The sequence below is a fragment of the Fuerstiella marisgermanici genome (genome assembly GCF_001983935.1).
GTDB lineage: Bacteria > Planctomycetota > Planctomycetia > Planctomycetales > Planctomycetaceae > Fuerstiella > Fuerstiella marisgermanici.
In genome coordinates this window covers 4,061,386-4,087,452 of record NZ_CP017641.1, presented here as the reverse complement: position 1 = coordinate 4,087,452, position 26,067 = coordinate 4,061,386, and the positions used below count along the sequence as shown (strand labels likewise).

General features: G+C 53.9%; 13 protein-coding genes. 2 read left to right on the top strand and 11 right to left on the bottom strand.

All coding sequences use genetic code 11. The annotated features are described in order from the left end of the window. Window positions 1–77 precede the first annotated feature (77 nt). The 6 genes from parA to Fuma_RS15285 form a co-directional block, all read right to left on the bottom strand. Window positions 78–758 (bottom strand): ParA family partition ATPase, encoded by a 681-nt coding sequence (gene parA, locus Fuma_RS15315; RefSeq protein WP_077024890.1) that lies wholly within the window; start codon window positions 756–758, stop codon window positions 78–80. Between the two features lie 511 nt (window positions 759–1,269). Then, window positions 1,270–1,632 carry a helix-turn-helix domain-containing protein gene (locus Fuma_RS15305; RefSeq protein ID WP_083732073.1) on the bottom strand — a complete coding sequence of 121 codons (363 nt, stop codon included), beginning with the start codon at window positions 1,630–1,632 and terminating at the stop codon, window positions 1,270–1,272. Window positions 1,633–1,995: 363 nt separating this feature from the next. Then, window positions 1,996–2,190, bottom strand: coding sequence for a hypothetical protein (locus tag Fuma_RS15300; protein WP_077024887.1), 195 nt, complete (start codon window positions 2,188–2,190; stop codon window positions 1,996–1,998). A 60-nt stretch (window positions 2,191–2,250) separates the two neighbouring features. Continuing rightward, the gene (locus Fuma_RS15295; RefSeq protein WP_077024886.1) at window positions 2,251–2,544 is read right to left on the bottom strand and encodes a hypothetical protein; all 294 of its coding nucleotides are present in this window, start codon (window positions 2,542–2,544) and stop codon (window positions 2,251–2,253) included. A gap of 532 nt (window positions 2,545–3,076) precedes the next feature. Next, complete coding sequence (locus Fuma_RS15290) at window positions 3,077–3,454, bottom strand: hypothetical protein (RefSeq protein WP_077024885.1); 378 nt, start codon at window positions 3,452–3,454, stop codon at window positions 3,077–3,079. Between the two features lie 85 nt (window positions 3,455–3,539). Then, complete coding sequence (locus Fuma_RS15285) at window positions 3,540–4,499, bottom strand: ArdC family protein (protein WP_083732072.1); 960 nt, start codon at window positions 4,497–4,499, stop codon at window positions 3,540–3,542. 620 nt (window positions 4,500–5,119) lie between these two features. On the opposite strand from Fuma_RS15285, the gene Fuma_RS15280 reads away from it, so the two are divergent. Both Fuma_RS15280 and Fuma_RS15270 read left to right on the top strand, forming a co-directional pair. Further along, the gene (locus Fuma_RS15280; protein WP_077024884.1) at window positions 5,120–6,160 is read left to right on the top strand and encodes a replication initiator protein A; all 1,041 of its coding nucleotides are present in this window, start codon (window positions 5,120–5,122) and stop codon (window positions 6,158–6,160) included. 514 nt (window positions 6,161–6,674) lie between these two features. Further along, window positions 6,675–20,477 carry a putative Ig domain-containing protein gene (locus Fuma_RS15270; RefSeq protein ID WP_077024882.1) on the top strand — a complete coding sequence of 4,601 codons (13,803 nt, stop codon included), beginning with the start codon at window positions 6,675–6,677 and terminating at the stop codon, window positions 20,475–20,477. A gap of 259 nt (window positions 20,478–20,736) precedes the next feature. Here Fuma_RS15270 and Fuma_RS15265 read toward each other — a convergent pair whose 3' ends face one another. The 5 genes from Fuma_RS15265 to mobF form a co-directional block, all read right to left on the bottom strand. Continuing rightward, window positions 20,737–21,696, bottom strand: a complete 960-nt coding sequence (locus Fuma_RS15265) for a tyrosine-type recombinase/integrase (protein ID WP_077024881.1) — start codon at window positions 21,694–21,696, stop codon at window positions 20,737–20,739. Then, a complete protein-coding gene (locus Fuma_RS15260; protein ID WP_158521011.1) occupies window positions 21,693–22,076 on the bottom strand; it encodes a PIN domain-containing protein in 384 nt (127 codons plus the stop codon). The genes Fuma_RS15265 and Fuma_RS15260 overlap by 4 nt, the downstream gene beginning before the upstream one ends. Beyond that, on the bottom strand, window positions 22,069–22,353 hold the full coding sequence (locus Fuma_RS15255; protein ID WP_077024879.1) for an AbrB/MazE/SpoVT family DNA-binding domain-containing protein: 285 nt from the start codon (window positions 22,351–22,353) through the stop codon (window positions 22,069–22,071). The genes Fuma_RS15260 and Fuma_RS15255 overlap by 8 nt, the downstream gene beginning before the upstream one ends. Window positions 22,354–22,565: 212 nt before the next feature. Beyond that, window positions 22,566–22,991 (bottom strand): hypothetical protein, encoded by a 426-nt coding sequence (locus Fuma_RS15250; RefSeq protein ID WP_077024878.1) that lies wholly within the window; start codon window positions 22,989–22,991, stop codon window positions 22,566–22,568. 2 nt (window positions 22,992–22,993) lie between these two features. Further along, complete coding sequence (mobF, locus tag Fuma_RS15245; protein WP_077024877.1) at window positions 22,994–25,720, bottom strand: MobF family relaxase; 2,727 nt, start codon at window positions 25,718–25,720, stop codon at window positions 22,994–22,996. Window positions 25,721–26,067 lie beyond the last annotated feature (347 nt).

Below are 26,067 nucleotides of genomic sequence, written 5' to 3'. Positions count from 1 at the left end.
TTAGCCGTTTCGTCTTCTCCGGCTTTGGTGACAGCCCAAGAGCTTTGAATGCTTCAGTAGCTCGCGGGTTCTCTTTGCTAGGCGGTGTGCCACGGAATGAGACATCCTTGCTCATCGAACAACTCCATGATTTCGCTGATTAATTTGGTGATTTCTTTGGCCGCTCGCTGGCGCGGAACCGCTTCGAGAACCGATTGTCCTCGCGATGCAGTCTCGGCGAATGCGACACGCTGGCAGATCTCGGTTTCAAGCACCGGAAGTGGGTAATCAATTAAGGCGTCGCCGATCGCGTTGCCCAGAGCCGTCTTGGTGATCTTTCGATTGACGACAAAGACAGCTTCGATCTCGGGGCGGATCGCTTTTGATTGTTCGATCAGGCTAATGATCTCGTCGGCGGCCCAGATGTCGTACGGCGATGGCTGAACCGGGATGATGACGAGATCACTTGCCTGAATGGCAGCCGCAGAAACTTTGTTGACGCGGGGGGGCCCATCGATGATGACACAATCATAGTCACGGGCCAGTGCCGGCAACTCCTTGTGGATAAAGTTTGCGGGAAGGCCGACGACGGGAAACGAAGCATTTTCTCCATCCTCAAGATTTGCCGCTCGTGCTGACGCCCATTCGATTGCTGAGCCTTGAGGATCAGCGTCGATGAGCAGCGTGCGTTTGCCACGCCTCGCGATGCCGTCAGCAACGTTGACCGCCAGAGTCGTCTTGCCGACTCCACCTTTTTGGTTCAGGAACGCGATTCGCATAGTCAGACCTCCAATCACGGCCGCACAGAACTACGATCTTGCGGCGCTCAGTTGTTGCAGGTATCACCATTTGCGGCTTCGGTCAAACACTGATTTACGGATCGTCGCATTGTCGTAATTGCGATTGATCTGCATTGCGGTGATGTGGCTGGTGGAGTCATTGAATCGTGGCGGTGTTGGCCATTCCAACCCTGCCGATTTACGACGATGCTGATTTGCGGCCCGTCGCACAGCCGCAAGATCGCAGGACGACATTTCAGGCACTACAGATTTACGGCGTTCCTTGAATACGACGATACGGATTTGATGAAATCCGTTTGAAGCTCCTTCAAGGAAACGCCTGCCCTAACTTCGTGTGTTTCCCCGGGAAAGTTGCTCAACTGACTTTCCCGGGGAAACTCCTTTGCTGATCCAGACCCAACTATGAATTTGGTCTGCAGCTACTTCACATTTGCTGTTTTCTGCTCCGGAGTCATGGCCTACTTGCCCTGAATTCGCAGAGCTGGATGTGTCACATTTCAGGGCGATTAGTCACCGAAACATCGCCCAAGAGATCGGATAAGAGCTGCACGACTCGCTGCTGCTTCGGACGATCAAGTTGCCGGAATGCGTGAAGGACTTGCCATTCGCCAGCACAATCCAGAAGTGGTGCGTCGTGGATAAAGAATTCAACCGGCATGTTCAGAACATCGGCTACCTCACTAAGCTCGACTGCGGTAATCATGTCCTCATCGGACTCAAAAGCATGCAGCTGGTCGAATCGAATTCCGGTTCGCGAAGCGAGCTCTTCAATTGACAGATCGCGTTGTACGCGGACGAGTTTTAGACGTCGTCCAATCTTCAGATTCACGTTTCGGTTAGGTGGCTGGGTCATGGTGTCCTCTCGCTGATTGACAGAGACGGAGGACCGATCACCGGAGTGGTGCCGGGAGGTTAAGAAAGCCCAAAAGACGGCCTGCGGTGTATTTCCGCGAGCGGTATTATATTTCACCACCCTCCCGGCGAAGCGGGAGAGGCTTTCAATCCACGGCGCTCAAAGTTAGCCGTGTCTCCTGGGAGTTCTTACACTCCGTCATGCAGCAATCGGTAGCCCAATTTGCGGATGATGTAAACCGATTTTCGCACGCCACATTGATGAGGTCGGGCTCAACTAACATCCGGGGCCAATGGTCTCAACGGAGACATAGCATCAATGGGCAGATTGTCTGTTGTCGATTGGCTCAGCGGAGAGACTTGGTTAGTCAGAGAGAAATATTTCGATCCTGGCGACTCCCACAAATCGCCATTGTTCGCCACGACGTTCCAGTCTGGCGTTCAGTTCGGATTCCAGTTCTGCTGATTTGAAGACGCAGAGCGATTCCAAACGGTTGATGAGTTCCGATGTCGGGATATCAGCGAAAAGGGGATTGAGCGGTGTCAACTGGTGTTTCATAACGATTCTCATTGAGGTTGGCAGCTGGCCACGGATCGCCGCGACCAGCTGCCTGTTGCACTAGGCGAGTGCCTCAACTGGCATCTCAGAATCAGAATCCACGAACGCTGAGCTTGCCGTAGGAAGGTCCTGATTCAGAAACTGCCAAGTTGCCTGCAGGGCCTCGATCATGAACGGGATGTCCTCGTGTTCGAGGTAAATATTCATCCGATGCCATTCTTCATTCTTGCGGTAGCTGCGCTGTAGGTTGACGCTGCGGAAGGTTCTGTCGTCTTTGGTTCGTTCGAAGACAGCCGAAGCGATTCCGCGGCGAAGTTGTTTCTTGAAGACCGGTTGTTGTTTTGTGTCAGACATGTTGTCGTTCCTTTGATTTGTGTTTCCGGCTGAGAACCGCCTCAGCCGATGGCAAGTGACCAACATCCGGCTCAATCCGTAAGTGCAAGCGAAAGGCGGAAGGCTTCCTTCAGGAAAGCCGCCTTGGCAGCTTGGTGAGCGCAGCGAGCGACCACTGACGGATGCCGGATGTCAGCGTGCCATCAATCGTCTGAGCGGTGTTTGGGACGGAACTACATTTTTCAACGAACGTTTCATCATCGAACCAAACCACTGGATTCATGAAACAAGAATAACCACATGCAGACTCGTTATCTCCACGCGGTTACTTTGGACCGGCCACCAAGGTTCCAGCATTTCCATTGGTGGCCGCGTTGCCCGTCGAGTTGGCAATAGCGGTTAGACAGATCGTCAAGGAATGCCGGAATCGACGTCGTGACGCCCGAATCGATGTCTCGTGGTGGGTTAGTAGCCTGATCACTGACAAGACGCCTCAGCGGCGAAGAAAACCGGCTTCACAGCTGAGGACGTCCGAGACAGTTGCCAAACAAGATCACATCAGCAGTTCCTGATCCTGCCGCATCCGACAAATGGGGCAGGTGCCCAGATGACTGGTTGCGGTCAGATCTTCATCGCCGACAATCTCGGTCCAGCCTTCATCGATGGCTTGTTTAACGCTGCTGATATCTTGTCCGGCGTCACAGTCATAGCAGGTGATGGATTGAAACCTGGTTCGGATGGCGTTGGGAGCACATGCCGGCTTCAGCAACGCTGCAAGCACGTGATCGACCCGTTCCAATTCATAGCCATCCGGATAGAATCCACGGTTGGTCAACCAGTTGTGAAGAATGACAGCATAGGTTCGAGCCTCCGGGTAGTCGTGCGTTTCGATGAGTTCCAAAATGATTTGGTAGCAGCTTGTTGGGTCCATGATATTGATCCAGCGAGTGAGTAGGGGCAGATCGAGAAAAAGATGCCGCCGACTCAGTCGGCGGCTCAAATTTGTCACGCAACCGCTAGGCTGCGGGCGTCGGTTGCAATCCGTGGAGATAGTCCACGGCTTTGGAAGCCATCGAAGCGGCTGAGAAGATCGCCCGTTTGTCATTCTTCAGCACTTTCAGCCAGCTTTGCAGGTAGCCTGCATGGTCTTCGCGAATCTCCGGCGTGATGCCGAGATCAGCACACAAGAAAGCGGCCCCCAATTCGGCAACCAGTTCTTCCATGGCGTAACCTTCATCGCCCCAGCGTTTTCGGCCAAGGTCACGGTTTAAGCGGCTCTCGTGTCGCGTCCAATGCGTGAGCTCATGTACCAGTGTTGCCGCATGGCTTTCCGCATCGCGAAAGGTTTCAATCTGCGGCATTCCGATCACATCGTCAGAGATCCGGTAATAGGCTTGGTGGCCCCCGTCCTGTATCACGGCCTTCGTCGATGCCACAAACTCAGAGGCCGCTTCGTGCGGCTGCAGGTCGTGGTTGAGCGGCAAATCGGTTTCATAGAAACGATCTGGCAGGCCCTCACACTGTGAAGCATTGAACACGCAGTAGGCCTTCAGAAAAGGAATGTCCTTCTCGACGTTTTCGCCCCCGTCAGCTTCTTCCGTTTTCTTGAACGTCGATGCAAATACGACGCGTGTCGACTTCTCGCCCTTCCTGACGTTGCCCCCAAGCTGCTGAGCCTGCTTGAATGTCACCCACAGCGGACAATCAAAACCGTTTTCCAAGGAGGCACCCCACAGCATCAGAATGTTGATGCCGTTGTAGCGGTCCCCGTTGTGACGCAATGGTCTGGACACCGGCCCGGCAGCATGGCCGGAACTCCACGGTTGCATCCATGGACGCACGCCCTGTTCCAACTGCCCAACAATCGTGTTGGTCACGCTCGCGTAAACGTCAGCACGTGGCTTTGACGAATTGCGGCCTTTGGTGCTGTGCTTGCTGCGATTTCGTTTGGTAGTGGTGGTATTCGAAGTGGTCATGTCGTGTACTCCCGGAAGATGACTGAAAGGAAATCAAAAGAGCCCCCGTTGGCTCTGTTTTGGGCCAATGGGGCTTGAAAGCCCTCAAAACCGGGGGAGTTGCAGTCAAGGCCGACAAAGAGGGAGGGCACCGGGCTGCACAAGCGGAGCGCGGAAGCTTGGGAGGCAGCCGTTTTGTCGCGTGGCCCCGAGCCTTGACGGCAACGGGGGCAGAGCCCCCTCAATCCAACAAAGCAGCCGCAGGCACTGCTACATAGTGTTTAACGGCGCCAGTGGGCGGCAGGGGAAGTCCGCGACAGCGACCGCAGCGAAGCGGAGCCCGAAAGCACACGGTCGGTGTAACCGAGGTGCCCGAGCAATCAGACGAGACCTGGTTCCGAAATGTGCCCGTCACCCAAGCTGCTGAGGGTGTTAAAGATAAGTTAGATAAGTGTTACGCTGTGGATAGCCTGGTCTAACATGCTGATTGTCAACGGGATTCTGAACAGCCCTGTGTGTGAAATGTCGAAACAGCGTGTGTGAAATGTCGAAAGCCCGTGTGTGAAATGTCGAAACAACGGGGCGTGTGTGAAGTGTCGAAAGTGCTTGACAACGTGTGTGAAATGTCGAATGACTGACACATGACTCAAGCTGTCACGACAAGGTCTCCACTGCTGCCGGATCGCTACCCCGATCCTGACTTCTTCGTGTGCGATCTGTTCAACGCCGCTCCCAAGGGTGACATGGCGTCGATGCAACACCCCATCTTCTCGCTATCAACAAAGCCCGATCGACACGTCCGCCGATACGACCACGGCGATCTCTTCGTCGAAGTGAAGCCCTCATCCGATGGTCTGGCGACCGTTCATGATCGCGATGTGCTGATCTACTGCATCAGCCAGGTGATGGCAGCCCTCAACAAAGGGCAACAGGTCAGTCAGGTGATTCGTTTTCAGGCTCACGATCTCCTGAAGTCAACGAACCGCATGACGAACGGTCGAGGATACGAAGGGCTCAAGTCTGCGTTGGAGCGACTGGCCGGCACTCGCATCAGCACCAACATCACCACAGGCGGCAAAGAAGTGTTTAACAACTTCGGACTCATCGAACGATTCGAGATCGTCCGCGAAAAACGCGACGGCCGGATGCAGGACGTCGAGGTCAAGCTGTCCGACTGGGTCTTCAGTGCTCTCGAGCACAACGAGGTCCTGACCCTACATCGGGACTACTTTCGATTGAGGAAGCCTATTGAACGCCGACTGTACGAGCTCGCCCGCAAGCACTGCGGAAGACAGTCTGAATGGCGTGTCTCTCTGCCTCTGCTGCAAAAGAAATGCGGGGCAGTTTCTTCTCTGCGTGAGTTCCGACGGTTGGTTACAAACATCGTGAGGGAAGACAAACTGCATTCACACATACCGGACTACGCCGTTTCATTGTCCGAGGATGACATGGTGATCTTCGCAAATCGGGGCACCACGCCTACGGTCCCAACAGGTGCTTCGTTCAATTCGCAAATCAGCGAAGACGGCTACGAGGCTGCACGTGCTGCAGCACCCGGATGGGACATCTACCATCTCGAACAAGAATGGCGCGCGTGGATCACAGACCCACCGCACAGCGCCGACGCTGCTTTTGCTGGGTTCAGTGCAATGTGGTTCGAGAAACGCGGGTACCCAGGTTGAGCTAAGAGAATCGAGGGTCCCGGTTCCGTCGTTTTGATTGCTGAGCCGACCGCACACTCCCGTTGCCTACAGCTAGGCAACATCAAGCGTGTGTCGGCCGACACGCAATAGGCAGGCATGCTGTGTAAGATGCCCGTCCCGTCAAAACTCGAACTAGTCTCCGCCACCGAGCGCAGCAAGGATCAGGACGATTCCGATCGGAGCTCCCACCCCGGTAAAGCAAAGAACGATTCCAAACCAGAGAAGAATTACTGTGCCCATGGTGAACCTCGCGTTTCAAATTTAGTTGATACGGACAAAACGAGTGCCACCTATGTGACGCTGCAGTGCCCAGAGCGGGCAGGCTTCTCTTCGGACAATAAGAACGGATCGCTCGCCGGTAGTGTACACCCATGCATCTTCAGCTATCTGATTATGGACTAGGTCGCTTTACGGCTGACCGAACTGATTGGTACTCTGGGCGACCTAGTCAAACACCCTTCCTCAATCGAGGTCGATCAGAACGGGCCTAAATATGAAGAAATCTCGTCGCAGCGCGCGTCACAGAGCACTACCAGTTGCAGCTTTCGAAGTGCTTGAAGAAAGGGTCTTGCTGGCTGGTGAAACTGAGTTGAAATCGAACGACGTTGTTCGAGTGAACGACCATGATTCAAGTTGGCAAGGCTCTCACCATAACGCTAATCAAGCCATCGGTGGCTTCATCAATGGCGGCTTCGTTTCCGTTTGGCAAAGCTACAAGCAGGACCGCTCAGGCTGGGGAATCTACGGTCAACGATTTGACGAAAACTCCGGCCCCGTTGGAGCCGAGTTTCAGGTTGCACAAACCACGAAGTACAGCCAGCTAGCGCCGACCTTAGATGTCGCCGATGATGGAAGTTTTGCCATTGCGTGGCAAAGCAATCATCAGGATGGATCAAGTGCGGGGATTTACGTTCGTCGCTACTCAGCGGCCGGGCAGGCTGTTACTGGCGAGATACAAGTCAACGAAACCACACGTGGAAACCAGTCAAATCCGGATGTTGCAATCCTGACGGATGGCAATTTTGCAGTTGTTTGGAATGGCCGCGGAAGTGGTGATCGATGGGGCTCATTTGTCAGAGTCTTTGAAGCGGACGGCCACCCAACAGGCGGTGAACAACTACTCAACGCTTCAACAAACGGGATTCAAGGTGATCCCGCAATTGCCGCATCACCAGATGGAGGGTTCTGGACGACTTGGGCCGGAAGTGGAGCCGACGATCCCGCAGGCATATACGCGAGTCGGTTCGACGCCGATGGAATTGCGGTAGCCGAACCGTCTCTGATCAACTCGCATACAAAGCGAAGGCAGACACGTCCTACAATTGACGTGAGAACCGATGGCACAGTTCTAATCGGCTGGCAGAGTTGGCGGCAGGATGGAAGCTCGTGGGGAACCTATGGAAGGCTGCTAGATGCTGACGGTGGTTCTTCTGGTAGCGTATTCAGGCTCAACGAGCTTACAAAAGGCATCCAGCATCGACCTGATGTCGCGTTTCTCAGCGATGACAGCTTCGTCGCGACATGGACAGGCCGGGGAGCTGGCGATCGGTATGGAGTTTTCGTTCGTCAGTTTGACCTGAGTGGAAACGCGATCTCAGAAACGGCGCGTCTCAGCGACGAAAGACGCGGTTGGCAGGCTCGCTCTGCTGTCGCTGCAACAACTCTTGGGTTTGTCTCAATGTGGAGTGGACGTGGCCCGGGCGATAGGCGGGGGGTGTTTGCACGTCAGTTTGAAACCAACAGTCCCACGGCACTTGATTTGTCCCCGATTGAAGATCGACAGATTCAGGAAGGGCAGGAACTATCGATTACGCCAGTGTTGGGAGCGACTTCCGGTGAAGCGACATCATTCGAATTTGTTGGCGGCGTGCCAACGGGGGCTACCATCGACTCCGCCAGCGGTCTCATTGTGTGGACACCGACCGAAGAACAGGGGCCAGCTGAATTCGAGTTCACTATTCGTGCGACGGGGCCAGACGGCATCGACAACGAGTCATTCAAGGTGTCAGTTGCCGAGGAAAATGTGGCGCCAGTGCTCGCGGGGATTAGTGACAAAGCCGTCAACGAGGGAGAGGAACTATTCTTCGTGGTGTCTGCTTCCGACATTGATATTCCAGCCAACACTTTGAGCTACCGTCTGGCCGACAACTCTCCAGACGGGGCATCGATTGACCCTCTGAGCGGGGCGTTCTTGTGGACGCCAAACGAGATTCAGGGACCCGGCAACTACGAAATCGGGGTTATTGCGAACGACGGAACCGCTGACTCTGATTTAGAAACCTTCACTGTCATTGTTGGTGAGTCGAATGAGGCGCCAGTGCTCGCGGGGATTAGCGACAAATCAGTCATCAAGGGAGAAGAACTATCGTTCCTCGCAATTGCCTCCGACATTGATGTTCCGACCAACACGCTGAACTACCGCCTAACAGACAACGCTCCAGACGGGGCATCGATTGACCCTGTGACCGGGGAGTTCCTGTGGACGCCAAGCGAGATTCAGGGTTCCGGCAATTACGAAGTCGGGATTATTGCTAACGACGGAACTATTGATTCCGATTCAGAAACCTTCACTGTTATTGTTGGCGAGTCGAATGTCGCACCCGTGCTCGCGGGGATTAGTGACAAATCAGTCATCGAGGGAGAAGAACTATCCTTCGTGGCGACTGCCTCCGACATTGATATTCCAGCCAATACGCTGAACTACCGTCTGACAAATAACCCACCAGTCGGGGCGTCGATCGACCCTGTGAGCGGGGAGTTCTCGTGGACTCCAAGCGAGAGTCAAGGGCCCGGCAACTACGAAATCGGGGTTATTGCCAACGACGGAGCCGCAGACTCCGATTCGGAAACCTTCACTGTCATTGTTGGTGAGTCGAATGAGGCGCCGGTCCTCGCGGGAATTAGTGACGAATCAGTCATCGAGGGGGAAGAACTATCCTTCCGCGCAATCGCCTCCGACGTTGATGTTCCAGCCAATTCGCTGAGCTATCGTCTGGCTGACAACTCTCCAGCCGGGGCGACGATTGACTCCGCGAGCGGTCTCTTTTCATGGGTTCCCACGGAAGAGCAAGGACCGGGGGATTACGTCATCACGATTATCGTCGAGGACGGAGCCGGGGGGACAGATTCGGAAACCATGTCAGTCACCGTCGAAGAAGTGAACAGTGCTCCGATTCTTGGGTCGATCGGTGATCAAGCTGTTCTGGAAAACGAGGAGCTAACCTTTACGGTCTCAGCTATGGAAAGTGATATCCCCGAAAACACTTTGGTCTATAGCCTTGGTACTGACACCCCGGCTGGAGCGATGATTGATCCGACAACCGGTGTGTTCTCGTGGACTCCCACAGAAGCTCAGGGGCCAGGAAGCTACTCGATCACGATCGCCGTTGAAGACGGCATCGGCGGGGCCGATTCGGAAACAATCTCCGTGAACGTAGGCGAAGAAAACTCCCCGCCGTTGCTGGCATCCATAGGCGACAGGTCGATTGAGGTGTCACAACGTTTAGCTTTCACAGCTAGCGCGACGGACGGCGACAGCCCCGACAATTCGTTGACATTCAGTCTCGATAGCGGTGCCCCGGATGGAGCCGAAATTGATGCAGTGACGGGCGAGTTCTCTTGGGTCCCTGCTTCGGGATTGGCAGGGACGATTCAACCCGTCACAGTGCGAGTAACCGACAATGGATCGCCTACCCATGACGACTTCGAAACGTTCAATATTACTGTGACCGGTGATTGTTCATTCAACGATGAGTTAACGGGCTGGACAGTAACGGAGAGTGGAGGCGGAACAGATACGACTGGCGGCGTTGAGTCCAACGAAGACTGTGCAGCGGTCATCACAGAAGGTGATTCGTTCGTCGTCACCCTGGAACGCGAGTTTGTGGTTCCTGCGGACTTCAACACACTTAGCTTTACCTATGAGAATCTGAATTTCGACACGACGGATACCGCGTTCGTCAACGATGCGTTCGAAGTCGCGTTGGTTGATTCAGATGGTAACTCCTTAGTGAGCCCCTTCACCAGCGGGCGGGATGCATTTTTAAATGTGACTGAAGATGCAGGAGTGGTCATTGGAGCCGATGTTTCGGTGACCGGAACAACGGTGACCGTCGATGTTTCCGATGTGCTTGCTGGCGAAATAGCAACGCTCATTTTTCGGTTGGCGAACAATGATTCAGATGCCCTGACCACTGTGACAGTTATTAACGTTGAGGGGATCGGAGAGCCGTTGAATTCTGAACAGAATTCAACCGGTGGTACTTTTACAGCAGCAACTCGGACAAGAGTTACTGCCCAGAGTGCAGGCGGTGAGTTGCCCGGCATGGGTGATCGCCAAATCCTGTCAGCTCAGACTACAGTAAACGCGGGAGGTGGCTCAACAACAGGCTCGAAAGTAGTCCTGGCAGCAGCAGTCGGCGGTAGCCGGTTCATCGCAGGAGACGAAGTTCTGATCACGGGCTCAGCTGTATTGTCATCCACGGATGGAAACACCCTCGGTACAATTGAAACGGTGTTTGTAAATGGGAATCCTGTCGAAGTGCTAGACGAAGTCGGTAGATTCTTCAGTCGAGCCCCAATTTCAATCGGCGATAACCGAATCCGTGTCGAAGCTCATGATTCGACCGGAGGCATCGCGGCTGTAGACCTAATGCTGGTGGGAACTATCGTCGACAGTGAACCTGACTTTAGTAGATTCAGCGACATCACGGGGAGTTTTTCCGGCCTTTATGGTCGGACTTCATTCAGTGAAGATTCTGACACTCTGCATGTTGAACTCGCGACGCGTAACGACGGAGCGTTTGAGGCCAATGTGCCGCTGCTTGTCGGAGTCCAGCGTCTCAGTGATCCCGCAGTCGGGGTCATGAATGCAGATGGCGTTCTTCCAGACGGAACTCCTTATTGGGATTTTACTGACAACGTGACCGACGGACGGCTTGGTCCGGGTGAGTTGAGCACGTCGCCCACGATCTCATTTCACAACCCACGACGCACTCAATTCGACTACGATTTGGTGTTCTTTGGCAAGTTGAATGCAGCTCCGCTTATCTCAACGGTTCCTGAGATCGAAGCCCACTCTGGCAGGGAATACCTTTACAACGTCGACGCAACCGACACCGATGGCGACCTTCTAAATTACTCGCTCACAGCGTCACCGGTTGGGATGCTTATTGATCCAGCAAGCGGCGAAATCTCGTGGACACCATCCCCCACCAGCTTTGGTCGCCACGACGTGTCGGTCGAAGTTGACGATGGCCTGGGCGGAGTCGCGACCCAAACTTTTACCGTGGCCGTGTCTGAGCCACCTGCCAATCGGCCGCCGGTGATCGAGACCACACCACTAACAAGGACGAATGTCGTTGAACCGCAGGTCGCTCAATCTCAGCCTCTGGATCTCAATCTCTGGGACGAATACCAATACGATTTCGGAGGCAGCGTTGATGTTTGGTCAATTGAAGACAACGGGACGACTGTTCGTCAGTTGAGGAATTCTGATCCAACTATGTTGTTGAGCGATGCTCAATTTGATGGTCACAAAATTGAAGGCAGTTTTCGAACGAATGGCAATAGCTTCCGTGACGTGGGCAACTTCAAGGGTTTCGTGTTCGGTTATCAAGATCCTGAGCATTATTACCTTTTTGACTGGAAGCGACGTAATTCGTCGTCAGACGTTGGAATCGCTGAACCCGGGATGAGTATCAAACGGATTGATGCGGATTCACCGCTTGATGAAGCAGATTTATGGCCCACTGCGGGGAATGGTGATCGTGTCAATACATTGTTCCACAACTCGATTCCATGGAGAGTGGAAACCGATTATGGGTTCTCGATAACGATTGACTCTGGGAAGTACTCGATCGTCATCACGGAAGGCGAGTCCGTGCTTGAGACCATTGAATTCGAGGACACCAATGGGTACGCCGAGGGTAGGTTCGGCTTCTACAATTACCGCCAAGGAAACACTGTGTTTTCGGACTTCTCGCAGTCCTCGGTAGCCAACGGATACCTGTATGATGTGAAGGCGGTTGATGCCGATGGAGATGCGCTAACGTTTTCACTGTCGGATTCACCACCAAGCACGACGATTGATCCAATAACCGGACGAATCAGGTGGCGACCAACTAGCGAAGATATTGGCAACCACCAGATTACTGTCAGTGTCAGCGACGGTAATGGGGGAGTCGCTGTGCAGACGTTTGTCTTGTGCGTGCATCCGATCCAATCGAATCACGCTCCAAGGATTGTTTCGACTCCGATTACTCGATTTGCTGCGGGGGTCGGTAGTAGTAACCCGTCTTTGGGGGATACGTCGCCTGAGAGAATCACACTCGTCGAAGGAACAAGCGACTTCGCTGGAAATGTATCACTTACTTTGCCCGAAAACGGAGCAGGCGATGGGTTCGGACCTCTTGACATCGTTTTCGTTGTTGATGAATCGGGGTCAATGGCCCCGGAACAGCAATGGTTGGGTGAAACGATAACAGAACTCGCCGAATCATTGGAGAAAACGGGCCTGCGAAATAATCGCTATGGTCTGGTTGGATTTACGGGTGCTGCGAGAACTTATCAGGTTGGGGACGATGAATGGATGTCTGCTACCGAGCTTTCCCAAGCGATAGGTTTCCTGCGCACCGACCTCGGGGGGAGCGAAGACGGATATCTGGCGATAAATCATACGTTAGACACATTCGCGTTTCGACCTAGCGCCACTCGCGCCATCATACTCGTGACTGACGAAGATCGAGCGACGGTCGACGAGAGCATTTCCTTTGCAAGCATTAGCAACCGCCTTGATGATGAAGACGTGTTCCTAGGACTTCTTGCCAATGCTGCATTTGAGGACGCAGATGGTATTCGCGCTGCTGCCGTCGAAGACGACGGGACAGCTCATGTTTCTGATAATCAGGTGACTGCCCGCGTTTCGACAGGAGGCACCTACACAGGGTCCGCTTTTACGTTCGGTGCCAGCACCTCGGACATCTTTGAAGACTATGTTGAATTGGCTTGGGGAGTTGGTGGTGTCGTATGGGACTTGAATCTAATCGGGGGGACTTCGGAACAGGTCTTTACTGACGTTTTCGTAGACTTAGTTCCTGATCAGCTTGTACGCAAATTGGCGATCGATTTGGTCGCCAGTCTGGACGGGATAAATTTCGTAAATAGAAGTGGCATCATCGCGGATATTGGCCCTGGCGAAACAGCATCTTTCGATGTCGAGTTTGACAAAGAGTTTACAGGGCATTTTGACCTGGCATTCGTGAACGCAAACTCGAACCAACTGCTTGGCTCTATTCCTGTCGTCGTGGGCCGAAAAAATCAATATCAGCTGCAAGCTGTTGATCCAGACAACGACCCACTGACATTTGAGTTGATTTCCGGGCCAGCCGGGATGTCGGTAGATTCTTCGACAGGACTCCTGGGTTGGATTGCCCCCGCTGGGACAGTGCGGGAGCAAGTGGTCGTTCAAGTCTCCGATGGACGAGGCGGAGTTGACCAGCAGACTTTTTGGGTTGAAGAAGACGCCGTTGGTAATGGAGAAATTCAGGGGACGGTATTCAACGACACAAATGGCAACGGCCAACTTGATCAGGAGCCTCGTTTGGCGGACGCAATCGTGTATCTCGATGAGAACAGGAACGGTTTCTTCGATCGCGGGGAACGATTCACAACTACGGACGTCGATGGAAATTACTCATTCGATGAGCTTAGCAACGGTGAATTCGACGTCCGTGCTCAGCGAATGACTGGCTGGCAGGTTTCGCCAAACTCAGTCTCATCTCATACGGTTACCATCGATGGAGGAAACCGATTATCCAGCGTGAACTTTGGCCTGCTGACAGTGGCATCCATTGGGAATAGTCCGCAATTCACTTCAACAGCGCCGGTTATAGCAACCACTGGTCACTTATATCGTTACGAGGCGACTGCGTCCGATGCAGACAGTGTCAGTCTCACTTTCTCCCTGGAGTCCGCACCGGAAGGAATGACAGTACACCCAGAGTTAGGGACTGTCGTGTGGCTGCCGTCAATAGATCAGGTTGGCACGACCAGCTTTGTTCTTTCAGTGTCTGACGAGACTGGTGGCCGAGATACTCAGGCTTTCAATGTCACAGTTTCGCTACCGAACGGGGCACCCCTTATCACGTCGGAACCCGTTACCGATGTCTTCGCGGGGCAACAGTACGTCTACCCACTCGCGGCCCTCGACCCGGAAAATCAGCCGGTTGAGTTTCAGCTGCTAAGCGGCCCCGATGGAATGTCGATCTCATCGACGAACGTTCTCGGATTAGGTGGAGAATTTATCAGCACGCAATATTCACTTGAATGGACGATACCTCAATCAGCATCTGGCACGGACCCGACAATCGAGCTTATGGCTTTCGATGCCGAAGGTGGCGAGTCCCAGCAAACCTTCCACCTATCCGTCGCGGAATCGCGGCCGAACATTCACCCCGAAATCGTATCCAACCCAGGTGAAATCGCGAGATTTGGCCTCGAGTGGCGGTATCAGGTGGCGGCAATTGATAGTAACGGAGATGAACTGAGCTACGAGCTGACAGAATCCCCCCAAGGCATGTTGATCGATGACCACGGGCTAATCAGCTGGGTCCCGATTGACGACGACCCGGGTCCTTATCCAGTCAGCGTGAGTGTAATCGACGGCCCCGGCTTACAACGGTCACAGGAATTCTCGGTTGAAGTAGTTTCCTCAACCTTCAATTCAGCACCGGCAATTACATCGAATCCTCGACTGAGTACGGTTGAGGGCGAGATCTACGCTTATGATGCAAGTGCATTCGATGCCCAGTTCGACCCGCTGCTTTGGAGGCTGGAGGCTGCCCCAAGAGGAATGGCGATAGATGCAGTATCCGGCATGATTCGCTGGCAGCCCGACGGTCAACAATTCGGGACTCACTTCGTCACGGTTAGCGTGATCGATGCGTTTCAGGCACGAGCTGTACAGCGATTTGAAGTTGAAGTTGGCTGCCACAATCTTGCTCCGGCCATTATTTCCATACCACCAACGGCAGCGACGACTGGATTGCAGTATGTGTATCCAATACGTGCCATCGATTTGGAGGGCGACGACCTCGCTTGGCAGCTGACAGAGTTTCCAAATGGGATGTTGATTGATGAATCGACTGGAGTGATTCAGTGGAGTCCGGATACCGTTGGCACCCATGACATTCTTATCGAAGTTTCTGATGGCAGGAATACAGCGACACAAGCGTACTCTGTCGTGGTAGCGGATGGCGACGACTTTGTCGATCCGAACGACCCGACAAGAGGAACGAAGTCGAACCGGGCACCGGTTATCACCTCGACGCCCGGTTTCGGAGCGGATGTAGGTACGCTCTACCAGTATCAAGTTATCGCGATCGACCCTGAAGGCAATGCCCTCACGTATTCTCTGGGCGAAAATGCACCTGCCGGAATGCAGATCAGCCCAACCGGCGTGGTCACGTGGACGCCTGCCGCTCCGGACCTTGGCCAGCCAACTATTGCCGTCATTGCGACGGACGATGAAGGAGCGACCGCGACGCAAGCCTTCACGTTGGATGTTGCGATCAACGAGTCACCCACGATTACATCTGAACCAAAGCTCCAGCTCACCCGTGGCGGTTTCTATCGATATTCAGTACGAGCAACAGACCCGGATGGTGACCCGCTGACATACAGCCTGGATGATGCTCCAGAGGGCATGACCATCGATCAGTACGGTCGTATCATCTGGCAATCAACTACGTCCGACGCAGTAACCGAAAGCGTCTTCGTAAGCGTATCGGATGATCACGGCCAAACTGCAACCCAGGCATGGGAAATCCAGTTACTGGCAGACGACATCGCACCATCTGTGGCGATCGAAATTATCACCGATAATGGCACGTACCTTGGGGAAGCCCGAGTTAACCAGGGGGCGATCTACCATATTCGGGTCGCAGCGTCGGACAATGTCGCAATTGCAAGCATGACGCTATTCGTTGACGACGAACCAGTGGCTTTGGACGCAACGGGCAGAGCGTCGTTCATGGCCGAAAATCTGGGTCGTGCGGAATTGACGGCTGAAGCTGTGGATTCAGCCGGTCTACGAAGCCAATCGACCGGCACTGTCTTCATCGTCGATCCTGCCGTTCCCAACCAACCAATTCCAACGGATCCAACGCTCCCTCCGAATCCGGGGTTTGCCCCGGATGATAACGGGGAGCCAATCGTCAATATCTCCAGCCCAACACCGGGCACGCCCGTCTCGGGCTTGGTCCCGATCATCGGCACCGTGGACGACCCAGAGGATAATCTCTGGTACTACCGAGCCTACTATGGTCAAGAAGATCTCGTCTCTCTAACAGATATCGATCTCAGCGATCCTGACTGGACGATATTCGAAGAGCGAACAACTGAAGTCATCGATGGCGAGCTTGCCGTCTTCGATCCTTCAGTTGTCCCGAACGACGCTTACACAATCGCAGTTGCTGGATTTGACGTCAACGGGCTCGGCTATGTGCACACGACGCAGGTCTACGTGGAAGGCAACGTCCAGCTCGGAAACTTCCGCCTGGATTTCACCGACCTGAGTATTCCGCTGGCGGGGATTCCGATTGAGGTGACGCGGGTCTACGACACCGCGAATGCAGATTTCGAAGGTGACTTTGGGTTTGGCTGGCAACTGGGCGTACAGGATGCCCGGATTCTTGAAGCCACAGCCATTGGTGAAGGCGGTGCCCTGAATTATGGCCAGGATAAGTTCCATCCCGATGTGACGAAGGTCTACCTGACGAATCCCGATGGAAACCGGGTCGGCTTCACTTACAGAGAAGAATTAATCTCGGCGAGTTTCTTCGGGGCCATATGGCGGCCGTACTTCGATCCCGACCCCGGTGTGTACGACACACTGGCGATTGACGAGACTCAAGTGGCACGTGGCGGACTCGTTGGTGCATTGTCACAGGGAATCAACCCCGAATTTTACACGCTGACGACCAAGGAGGGGTTGGAGTATCGCTATAGCGACACGGAAGGATTGCAGACGATCACCGACCTGAACGGCAACGTGGTCACGTTTTCGGAAGATGGTATTGCACATTCGTCCGGCGAGTCGATCCAGTTCATTCGTGATAATAGAGGACGCATCGAACAAGTCATCGATCCGGCAGGTCAGACGATCGAGTACGGTTTTGATCTTGCCGGCGACCTTGTCTCCGTCACCAACCAGGCCGACTTAACCACCAGATACACCTACCGTAGCGATACGCCGCACTTTCTGGATGAAGCATTCGATTCGCTTGATGTACGAACGCTCAAGGCACAATACGAACCCGATCCGAAAACAGGCATTCTCGTCTTCAAGGGGGTTCTCGACGCGTTCGGAAATCGAGTGGATAACCGCGATTTTGACCTCGAACGACGAACCGGGGTTATTCGTGACGGCAACGGCAACGAAACCAACCTGACGTTCAATGATCGCGGGAACGTACTGACGGAAACGGACCCGCTGGGCTCTGTTCGTGAATATCGTTACGAAGACTCACGCAACCCGGATCTGGAAACGAAGATCATTGACAAAGACGGCCACGTCACAGATCTCGTGTACGACGGTCGCGGCAACCTGCTAAGAAACATCGAACTTGGGCCACTGGATGATCCATTTGATCAGCCCATCGTAACCATCTACACGTACGACGAAGGCAATCGCGTTCGAACCATTACCGACGCGAGAAACCACACGACAACCTTCCGCTACTTCGCAAACGGCAACCTCAGAGAAATCGTCAACGCCGCTGATGACTCTGCGTTTTTCACGTACCACGACGACGGCAACGTCGCGACCTTCACAGATTTCAAAGGTCACGTAACGCGATTTGACGAGTATCTGTCAGGGCAGCCAGGCTTGGTCACCTACGAAGACGGAGTGACAGAACGACGAGAGTACAATCAGTACGGTCAGGTGACCTTAGAACAGTTCATTGAACCTGACGGGCGAGTCTCTCAACAGCGAAAACTCCGCTATGACGAGCTCGGCCGACTGGTCGAAGAGGTTCTCGGCGAAGAAGGCAATGCTGTCGAATCAACGACTCGCAGACTATTCTACGACGGTGATGTGCTCGACTGGGAAATCGTCGTACATCCCAGCTCCATTGCGAATGACGGAACACTGATTGAGAGTCCTGAAACGCCAATCGGTGAGCGACAAAGCAGCATCACCGACTACGTCTACGATGCAAAACAGCAACTCATTCAGCAGATTGACGCAGAAGGCGGAGTTATCGACTTCAGATACGATGCCCACGGAAACCGCATCGCCCTGCGGGACCCGGTCGGCAACCTCACCACCTGGCTTTACGATGGGCTTCATCAACCAGTCGAAGAGCGTGATCCGCTGTATTGGGACGATGTCCGCCAAAGCGACGAGTTCTTTAGCAACATGACGGATGATGATTTCCTGAACCTTGTTGCTCCGCTTGATCCGTCAGAAGTCACAGACCCGCTCTACGACGAACCAAGTGGAGCGAACGCCGAGGAAAACCGGGGCGCCGAACACGTCATCGTCTCAGTCTTCGATACTGTCGGAAACCTCGACAAGAAGATCGACCGCAATGGTCGCGTGATCGAATACGTCTACGACTTCATGCAGAACCTGACGGAAGAGCGTTGGTACAGCAAAGAAGGCGACTTGGTCCGCACGTTGGCCTTCACATTCGATCCGGTTGGCAACATGCTGACAGCGAACGATCCAGACAGCTCACTGACTTTCACCTACGATGAACTCAATCGTCAGCGAACCGCCGATAATGCTGGCACGCCAAGCGTCCCGCGAGTACTGCTGACTTACGGGTACGATGAGAACGGTAATGTAACTTCGGTCGTTGATAGTGATGGAGTGAGCGTTGTGTCGCGGTACAACTCACGAAACCTGCTTGAGCACAGGGCTTGGTTTGATTCGACGGCCGACTTAGAGGCGGACGTCGAATCGCTTTCGTTTGAATTTAGCCACGACGCTGCCGAAAGAGTCACGCGAACTCTTCGCTACGCCGCGACCGCAATCGTCGGAACAGTCACAAGAGAATACGACTTGGTCGGCAGGTCGGAGCTCATTCGCTTTAACAGGACAAGTGGTAGCGTACTGTCCGAATACGAATTTGGCTACGACGAACTTGGACGAATGGGATTTGATTCGCGTGCGGGAGTTTCATCTACGTACACCTTCGATCTAACTGGACAACTCACGTCGGCCACTCGCTCAGACGACAATGATGAATTCTTCACGTACGACGCCAACGGGAACCGAACTCTTGACGGTTACGAAACGGGAGTTGGGAACAGGCTCGTGACCGACGGCAACTCTGTCTTCGAGTATGACGGTGAAGGAAATCGAATTACTCGCACCGTAATTGATACGAACCATGTCACTCGGTACGAATATGACCATCGCAAGCGTCTAGTCCGAATTACCGGACACGAGATCGGAGACGATGAAGTTGAGGTCGGAGAATACATCTACGATACCCTTGGTCGGCGGATCGTTGTAACGACAGTCGAAGGCGCCACGGTGAGCGTATATGAGCGAACGCACGTTTGGGTCGACTTCGATAGCCAGATCGCAGCGCCCACCCGTTTCGTTCACGGCGATCAAGTGGATTCGCTACTAGCTCTGTCGACGGGCGGTGACGTGACATTTTTTGCCAACGGGGACCACCTCGGCAGCGTTGTTGGCTACGTGGACCTAAATGGTGAATTGCAGAGTTCCGTTTCGTATCAATCGTTCGGTGGAATAACTACTGGCAACTTGTACGGTAGAATTGGCTTCACAGGACAACCGACTGACTCGTTTGCCAATCTAATTCACTACCGGAGTCGATTTCTCGATCGATCCACGGGCACATTCATTAGTGAAGATAGCCGCAGATTCGTGGACGGCGCGAACTTGTTCATGTATGCGTTGAACAATCCGAATCAGTTTCGAGATCCGTTCGGTACAGTCGCCGCCGCTCAGTACGCGTCGCTAGCGTTCGGCGTAGGTACGAGTGCGGCGTTTGATGGTCCGTCGGGTAACATCGTTGGAGGGATCGCCGCAGGTTTTGGAGGAACACTTCTATTCTCGCTCGATTTTGCACTCGAACGTGCCGCCAACGATCCCGCCAGCATTGGGCCGAATTTTGCGCAAAGGGCGATACTCTACGGTGCCAAGGCCACGCTGGAAAAAATTGGTGCCATCAGTAATCAGGTTCCGTCAGCGATTGGTTCGATCGCCATTCGAGTTGGTGTGCGATTCGCGCTCAAGATTTTCTTCGGGCGATAAAGCGTGACGTCCAGACAATAGTATGATATCACCAGGGTATGTCGCTAGCCCTTGACTCCACGATGTTGATCCCCGGCAAGGTTGCCGTACTGGTTGTGATCGTGTTAGTCCTGTTCGTCTTGGCGCTAATCGAGAAGCGTTAGCCGCTTGTTTTTGGCGATCGACACTGAAGCTGACTTCCATAACAGATCACGCGGCAGCTTTGCTGCCGACAATCGATTGCATCGAAATTGTCTATTCAGGAAGTACGGTTGGTGATCTAGAGGCGAATGCGCTCAATCTCATCAAGACTGACCGCGTCATTCGTTCGGTCGTAGAGTTTTGTCGTGCGTGCACTTTCGTGGCAGGCGATCTGCATCGCATGCTCCAGCGTGCCTCCATTTTGCAGGTAGTTGGTGATTCCAGTGGCTCGCCAACTGTGACAACATGTACTGTCGGGCAGTCCTGCAAACTTCGCTCGCTTTTTGATCATTCGTAAAACATCAGTCCGGTGCAGCCTCCTTTCCGTGAGCGTCTTGTTCGGCCCAATCGTCCGGAACAGGGGCGTAGATTTATCCAGTGGACAGGCGGCGGTCAGATACGCATCAACGTATTCTTCAGCAGTATGATGAACCGGGACTTCGTGGTACTTGCCACCTTTCTCATGCAGCCTAAACCACATCCGCCGACCTTGTTGAAAGTAGTCCTCGCAATTCATTCCCAGTGTCGCACTGACACGGGCAAAGCTGTAGACCATGACACCAATGATGGCGCGATCTCGGAGTCCCGTGATCGTCTGCACGTTGATGGACTCGATGAGTTGCTTCGCCTCCGCGCCGCTCAGCACTGGCGTCTTTCCCTTTTTCACAACGTGCTTTGGTCCACGCACTGACGCTGCCGGATTAAATGGCAGAACTTGACCAATGACGAGAAAGTCCATCAAGGATCGAATGGCGGCCAGTCTGAGTTTTACGGTTGGTGGACTCAGGCGTTGCCCGATTTGTTCGATGTAGGTCGCCACGACGAGCGGAGCAATGTCGGTGAGCGTCAATTGGTGTTGATCACACCAGTTGAGAAAGTCTGTGGCTGCATGCAGGTAGACTTCCCGCGTCCCGCGATTTCGGATTGATGCAGCAAAGAACTCGATAAAGCGTCGGCTGGCGTGTTCCCCGCTGGACTGAATAATCTGGGGAACGGAACATGTCGCCGGAAGCGATTTGTAGTGGACGGGCAGAGTCACGCGGCCTCCGCATGGCGGAACAGCCGAATGTCAAGGTCGATATCATACTTGATCCACTCACGGTCCCCGGTGAGCACGGGAAGTTGGTAACGGTCGGCCAGAGCCAAACACGCTCTGTCGGCAAAGCCAACGCTGCCGCCGCGAGTGATTGAATAGAGACTCGCGAGTCGTTCGGCCTGTTCTCGGTCAAAGCCGACTTCGGTCAGTTCCATGCGTGCCAGTGCACTCGAAATTTCTGAACGTCCTGCTCCCTCGGCCTCAGCGATGTAGAACACCTCTGCCACGTTGACAGAGGAAATGAGTGCCGTCCGCAAATGCGGTATCACATTTTCGGCACCAGCTTCTCGCCGCAAAACGGCGATGACCGCAGAACTATCCATCACCATGCTCACGAGCAGCCTCCCGACGACGTTCGGCAATCAGTTCGTCGCTCCAGACTTTGTCAGGTGGGGAGAGGCTGGTGAAATAGTCCTGAATCTCTGCAATGCTTTGATGATAGGTCCGTAGCTCCAAACCGTTTTCACCCCGTGTCCAGATTAGTTGTGAACCCGGTTCAATTTCCAGTTCGCGTCTCAGTTCGACGGGAATTAGAATGCGGCCACTCCCGTCGAGTGCCTGATGCCAGACTAATGATGTTTCGTCTTCTTGTTCATGCATTGACTCCTCCGTGGTTAAAATGCATCTCACTCAACAAGTGACACAGAATTGACGGCCTGTCAACCAGATTCGTCGTTGCCTCCGACCTAAGGATCTGACAGACAGCTTCTTTGCTGTCAGGACGCCGGTCAGATGACGAAAGTGTGTATCAAAATGTCCTTTTTGATGCATTGCGTTCATTGAGGACGAATGGAGAAGTTAACCTGCGTTAATCAACGAATCGGTGTTTCAGAAGTCGGTTCAAGAATTTGCAAACTGGTAACGACTGGTTCGTCATCATCGGCGAGTCGTCCTGTCGCATCGTCAGCCTCTGCGATGAAGATGACGCGTTGCATTGCCAGCTTCTGATACGCCTCGGCAAGTTTTCGGCCCTGAATGACAACCTTGTGATTGGTGAAGTCGAGCGTTATCCCTTTCGATGGATCGAATTGAATTCGGTAGAGGTGGTTATAGGCGATGGCCTGATGGTCGCCGGTTCGCATGATGAAGTTGATCATTGGCTCGCCGCCCCAGGCTTTGCGAGAAATCCCGATGGCTCGGTACGGATCATCTTCGTTGTAATAGTCCGCCTCCGGGTTGGAGATCTCCGACGCGATTCCGGCTCGCTCAAGTATACTGTTGGATTCGTGTCGGGCCATATTTACCTCGCTTGTTGTGGTTGAAGTTGTCGCTGTCCGGCCCACTGGCTGAAGCGGCGAATCTGGTCACTGGCAAACCGAGCGGCACGCAGTCGGATTTGAGATAGTTCGTGCAGGAGTCGGGACCGTGGGGCTTCGGTTGATGGCAGCTGGTTTGGTCGCAGGTCGCTCGCGTTCTTCGCCGGACGAACGTGTGCAACGGCGGACTTCAATGCAGACTTGTCGTCTGTGTAGATCGTCAGTTGCTCTTTGCCTCGGCTGGCAGACACGTATGCCTGTTCAGGCGACGAAGCTGGGAAAGACAAGCTGCTTTGGGCGACGAATACGCGCTGGAACGTCTTGCCTTGTGAACCATACGAGGTCACCGCCACACCATGGTCGATGTGGCCCCACTCAGGCGGGATCGTGCGCCCATTGCTGAGCTTGAGATACCCGTTCTTGGTGAACCCTTTGAGCTTCACGAGAGAACCATTCGTCAGTCGCTTCGCTGAGCTGTCTTTATCAGGGCGACGATTCTTAGTGATGCGAATCAGATCGCCGACGGCGAAGCCCTGTTCTTGCTTTCGGTAGACATCGAACGATTTCGGAGAACCAACAGGGACTTCGGTTTCTCCATGCGGACCGGCAAAGACTTTACCGTCATGAATCTGGGTTACCGTTAGTCTGTCACCGGCATTGAATCCCCCCTTGCCTTTGGTCACGAACTCCACGACGTCGCCCGGCTCGTAGTTAAATGCATCCGAACGTTGGGCAGCTGTCAGACGTCGAGACTTGAGCGTGGTGATTGTCCTCTCGTCCTTGCTCACAAGACCACGATTTTTCAGCTCGCTACGAATGGCGCTGGTGACCACCTCCCGCTCCGCATGCGTTGGGGCAACTACAAGGCTGGTCTTGCCCGCCGCGATGGAGTCAGCGTAATCGCTGGCAAGGCTCTCGTTTCTCGTTTGAGCATCTTTGATCTCATGAATGAATCCGAGGTCATCAAGCTTGTCGATGCCCTGCTTGACGTCGCCACGACTCAAGGCAGACACCGCATCTCGATATTCCGGGTTTTCTTGTCGACGGATCTTCTTGACTTCAAGCGGTTTGATTCCCGCCTGGGTTTCCAATAAGTGAAACGGTAAGCCGCGTGCGACGGGCTGGTGTTGGCGCCCATCTCCGCTCAGGACGACTCGAGCATCGATTCGCTCAGCAACGGCCGCTAACTTTGCAAGATCACTGGTGCCGACAAGAGCCCCTTCATCGACCCAAACAACTCCGCCATTCGCCCTCTTCTGTGCACGTTCATCGACGAGGAACGATGCCAGCGTATTCCCGTCAAAGCCTTCTTCTTCACGGAGCACACCATGGGCCGCTTCTGCTGTCGGTGCAAGCACGGCGACATGCAGACCTGAACCTTCCATTGCTTCGATGGCTTCTTTCATGAGCGTAGTCTTGCCCGCACCGGCGACGCCCCGAAGAATCTGAACTCGGTCAGTGGAACTCAGGAGCCCTTGGACGGCATTCTTCTGTTCTTCACTGAGCCAATCTCTTTCAATCGTGTGCGTGGCGGCCAATGGCAGGACGGCTCCACGTCCCTTGCGGGCGAAGTCCAGCAGGGACTGCTCTTCGGCCAGCACTTCACGCGTACTGATCTCGGCCGTTTCTTCATCGCCTTCGCGGATCCAATCTCGTGATGCGACTTCGGCCTGGATGTTATCAACTGTTGTCCTGCCAATTCCCTGCAGGATTGCGTTTCTAAGAAGCTGACGCTCTCGGACGACGGACTCCCTTTCGAAACTATGGTCAGTGGCAAAGTCCACAGCCTCGGATGCGGAAAGCCGTATCGCCGCATCGTCGTAATCACGACGGGCGATTCGGTCGAATTGGTTCTGCTCGACTTCCGTCAATCGACCTCGCCAAACGGATGGCAGGTCCTCCACGGCAACGGTGTTGGTTGTCTTCAGATCCCGTGTTTGGGCTCCTAAAAGTCCCTTTGTGTCGGCATTCGTGATGCCCTGCTCGGCAGCGAGCTTCTCAATCTGGGCAGTGCGTCTGCTAAACTTCTCAATCGTCTCCCGCGAGATGCCAGCGATTTCGAAATCGCGGTTGCTCCGCTCGGTTCGATAGCCAAGAGCTTCCATATTCTCAGCGAGGCGTGACTGGAAGATGGCTTCGTAGTATCCGGAGTCGCGAACGACCGTTGAAAGATCGACCGCAGTCCAGCGATCGCCCGTGTTGGTTGCATTGATGACAAAGCCGTGCACGTGTAGCGAAGGGTCCGGGTAGCCATCAACGGGCCGCGATGTTGTGTGCAGCCAGCTTGCGCCGACAATGTTTCGAGTCTTGTTCAGCGTCATCCTGCCACGCGCGTGATTGACGCGAGTCTGCGCGTCTTGCTCGAGATCGCCAAGCGTAGCGTGAGCCGCTTTCTGAACAGCTTGAAGGATCTCATCGTCCTGAGTGTAGGCCCACAGAAGCGAAACAGATTTGGAAGCCGACAAAGTTATGTCGGTACCAACCCGACGGTTGGCATGGTTGCGTTGCGTCAGCCGTGTATCTTCAAACGGCATAAGGTTGTCGACAAGCCGATCGAAGTGTTCTTTCTGTACGTCACCTGCGAGCCCCAGCATGCGAGCGCCGTTGCCGAACCACTGACCTTTCAGTTGGCTCGGTCCGGTGTCGTAATAGTCGCTGAAGTTGTAGTAGTTCTTCGCCCCACGACTGCTTCTCGAATGAGTAACCCGCATAGGCATATTTTAGCGCATTTGTGTTACCGTTTGATGACAGTGTGAAACTCGCTGCTACCGCTGTGATTGGCGTGCTCGAATAGCAGCAATCTGCCGCCTGATGATTTGCCGGTCCTGCTCAAGTCGATGACTTTGCTGAAGATGCTCAAGCTCGCGTTCAAGTTGTTGAAAGCAGAGCAATGGAAGGCCGAGTGATAACACGAAAAATGCGTGCATTGTCCAAAGTAGCTGTGACTCGAACTTTATGGCTGTGATCTGGCCACAGAAGAACCAATAGTCAACGAGGATTAATCCAGGCCACGGAAAGACCAGTGAGAACCAGACGTGACCAGCTGTTGGCGAAAAGA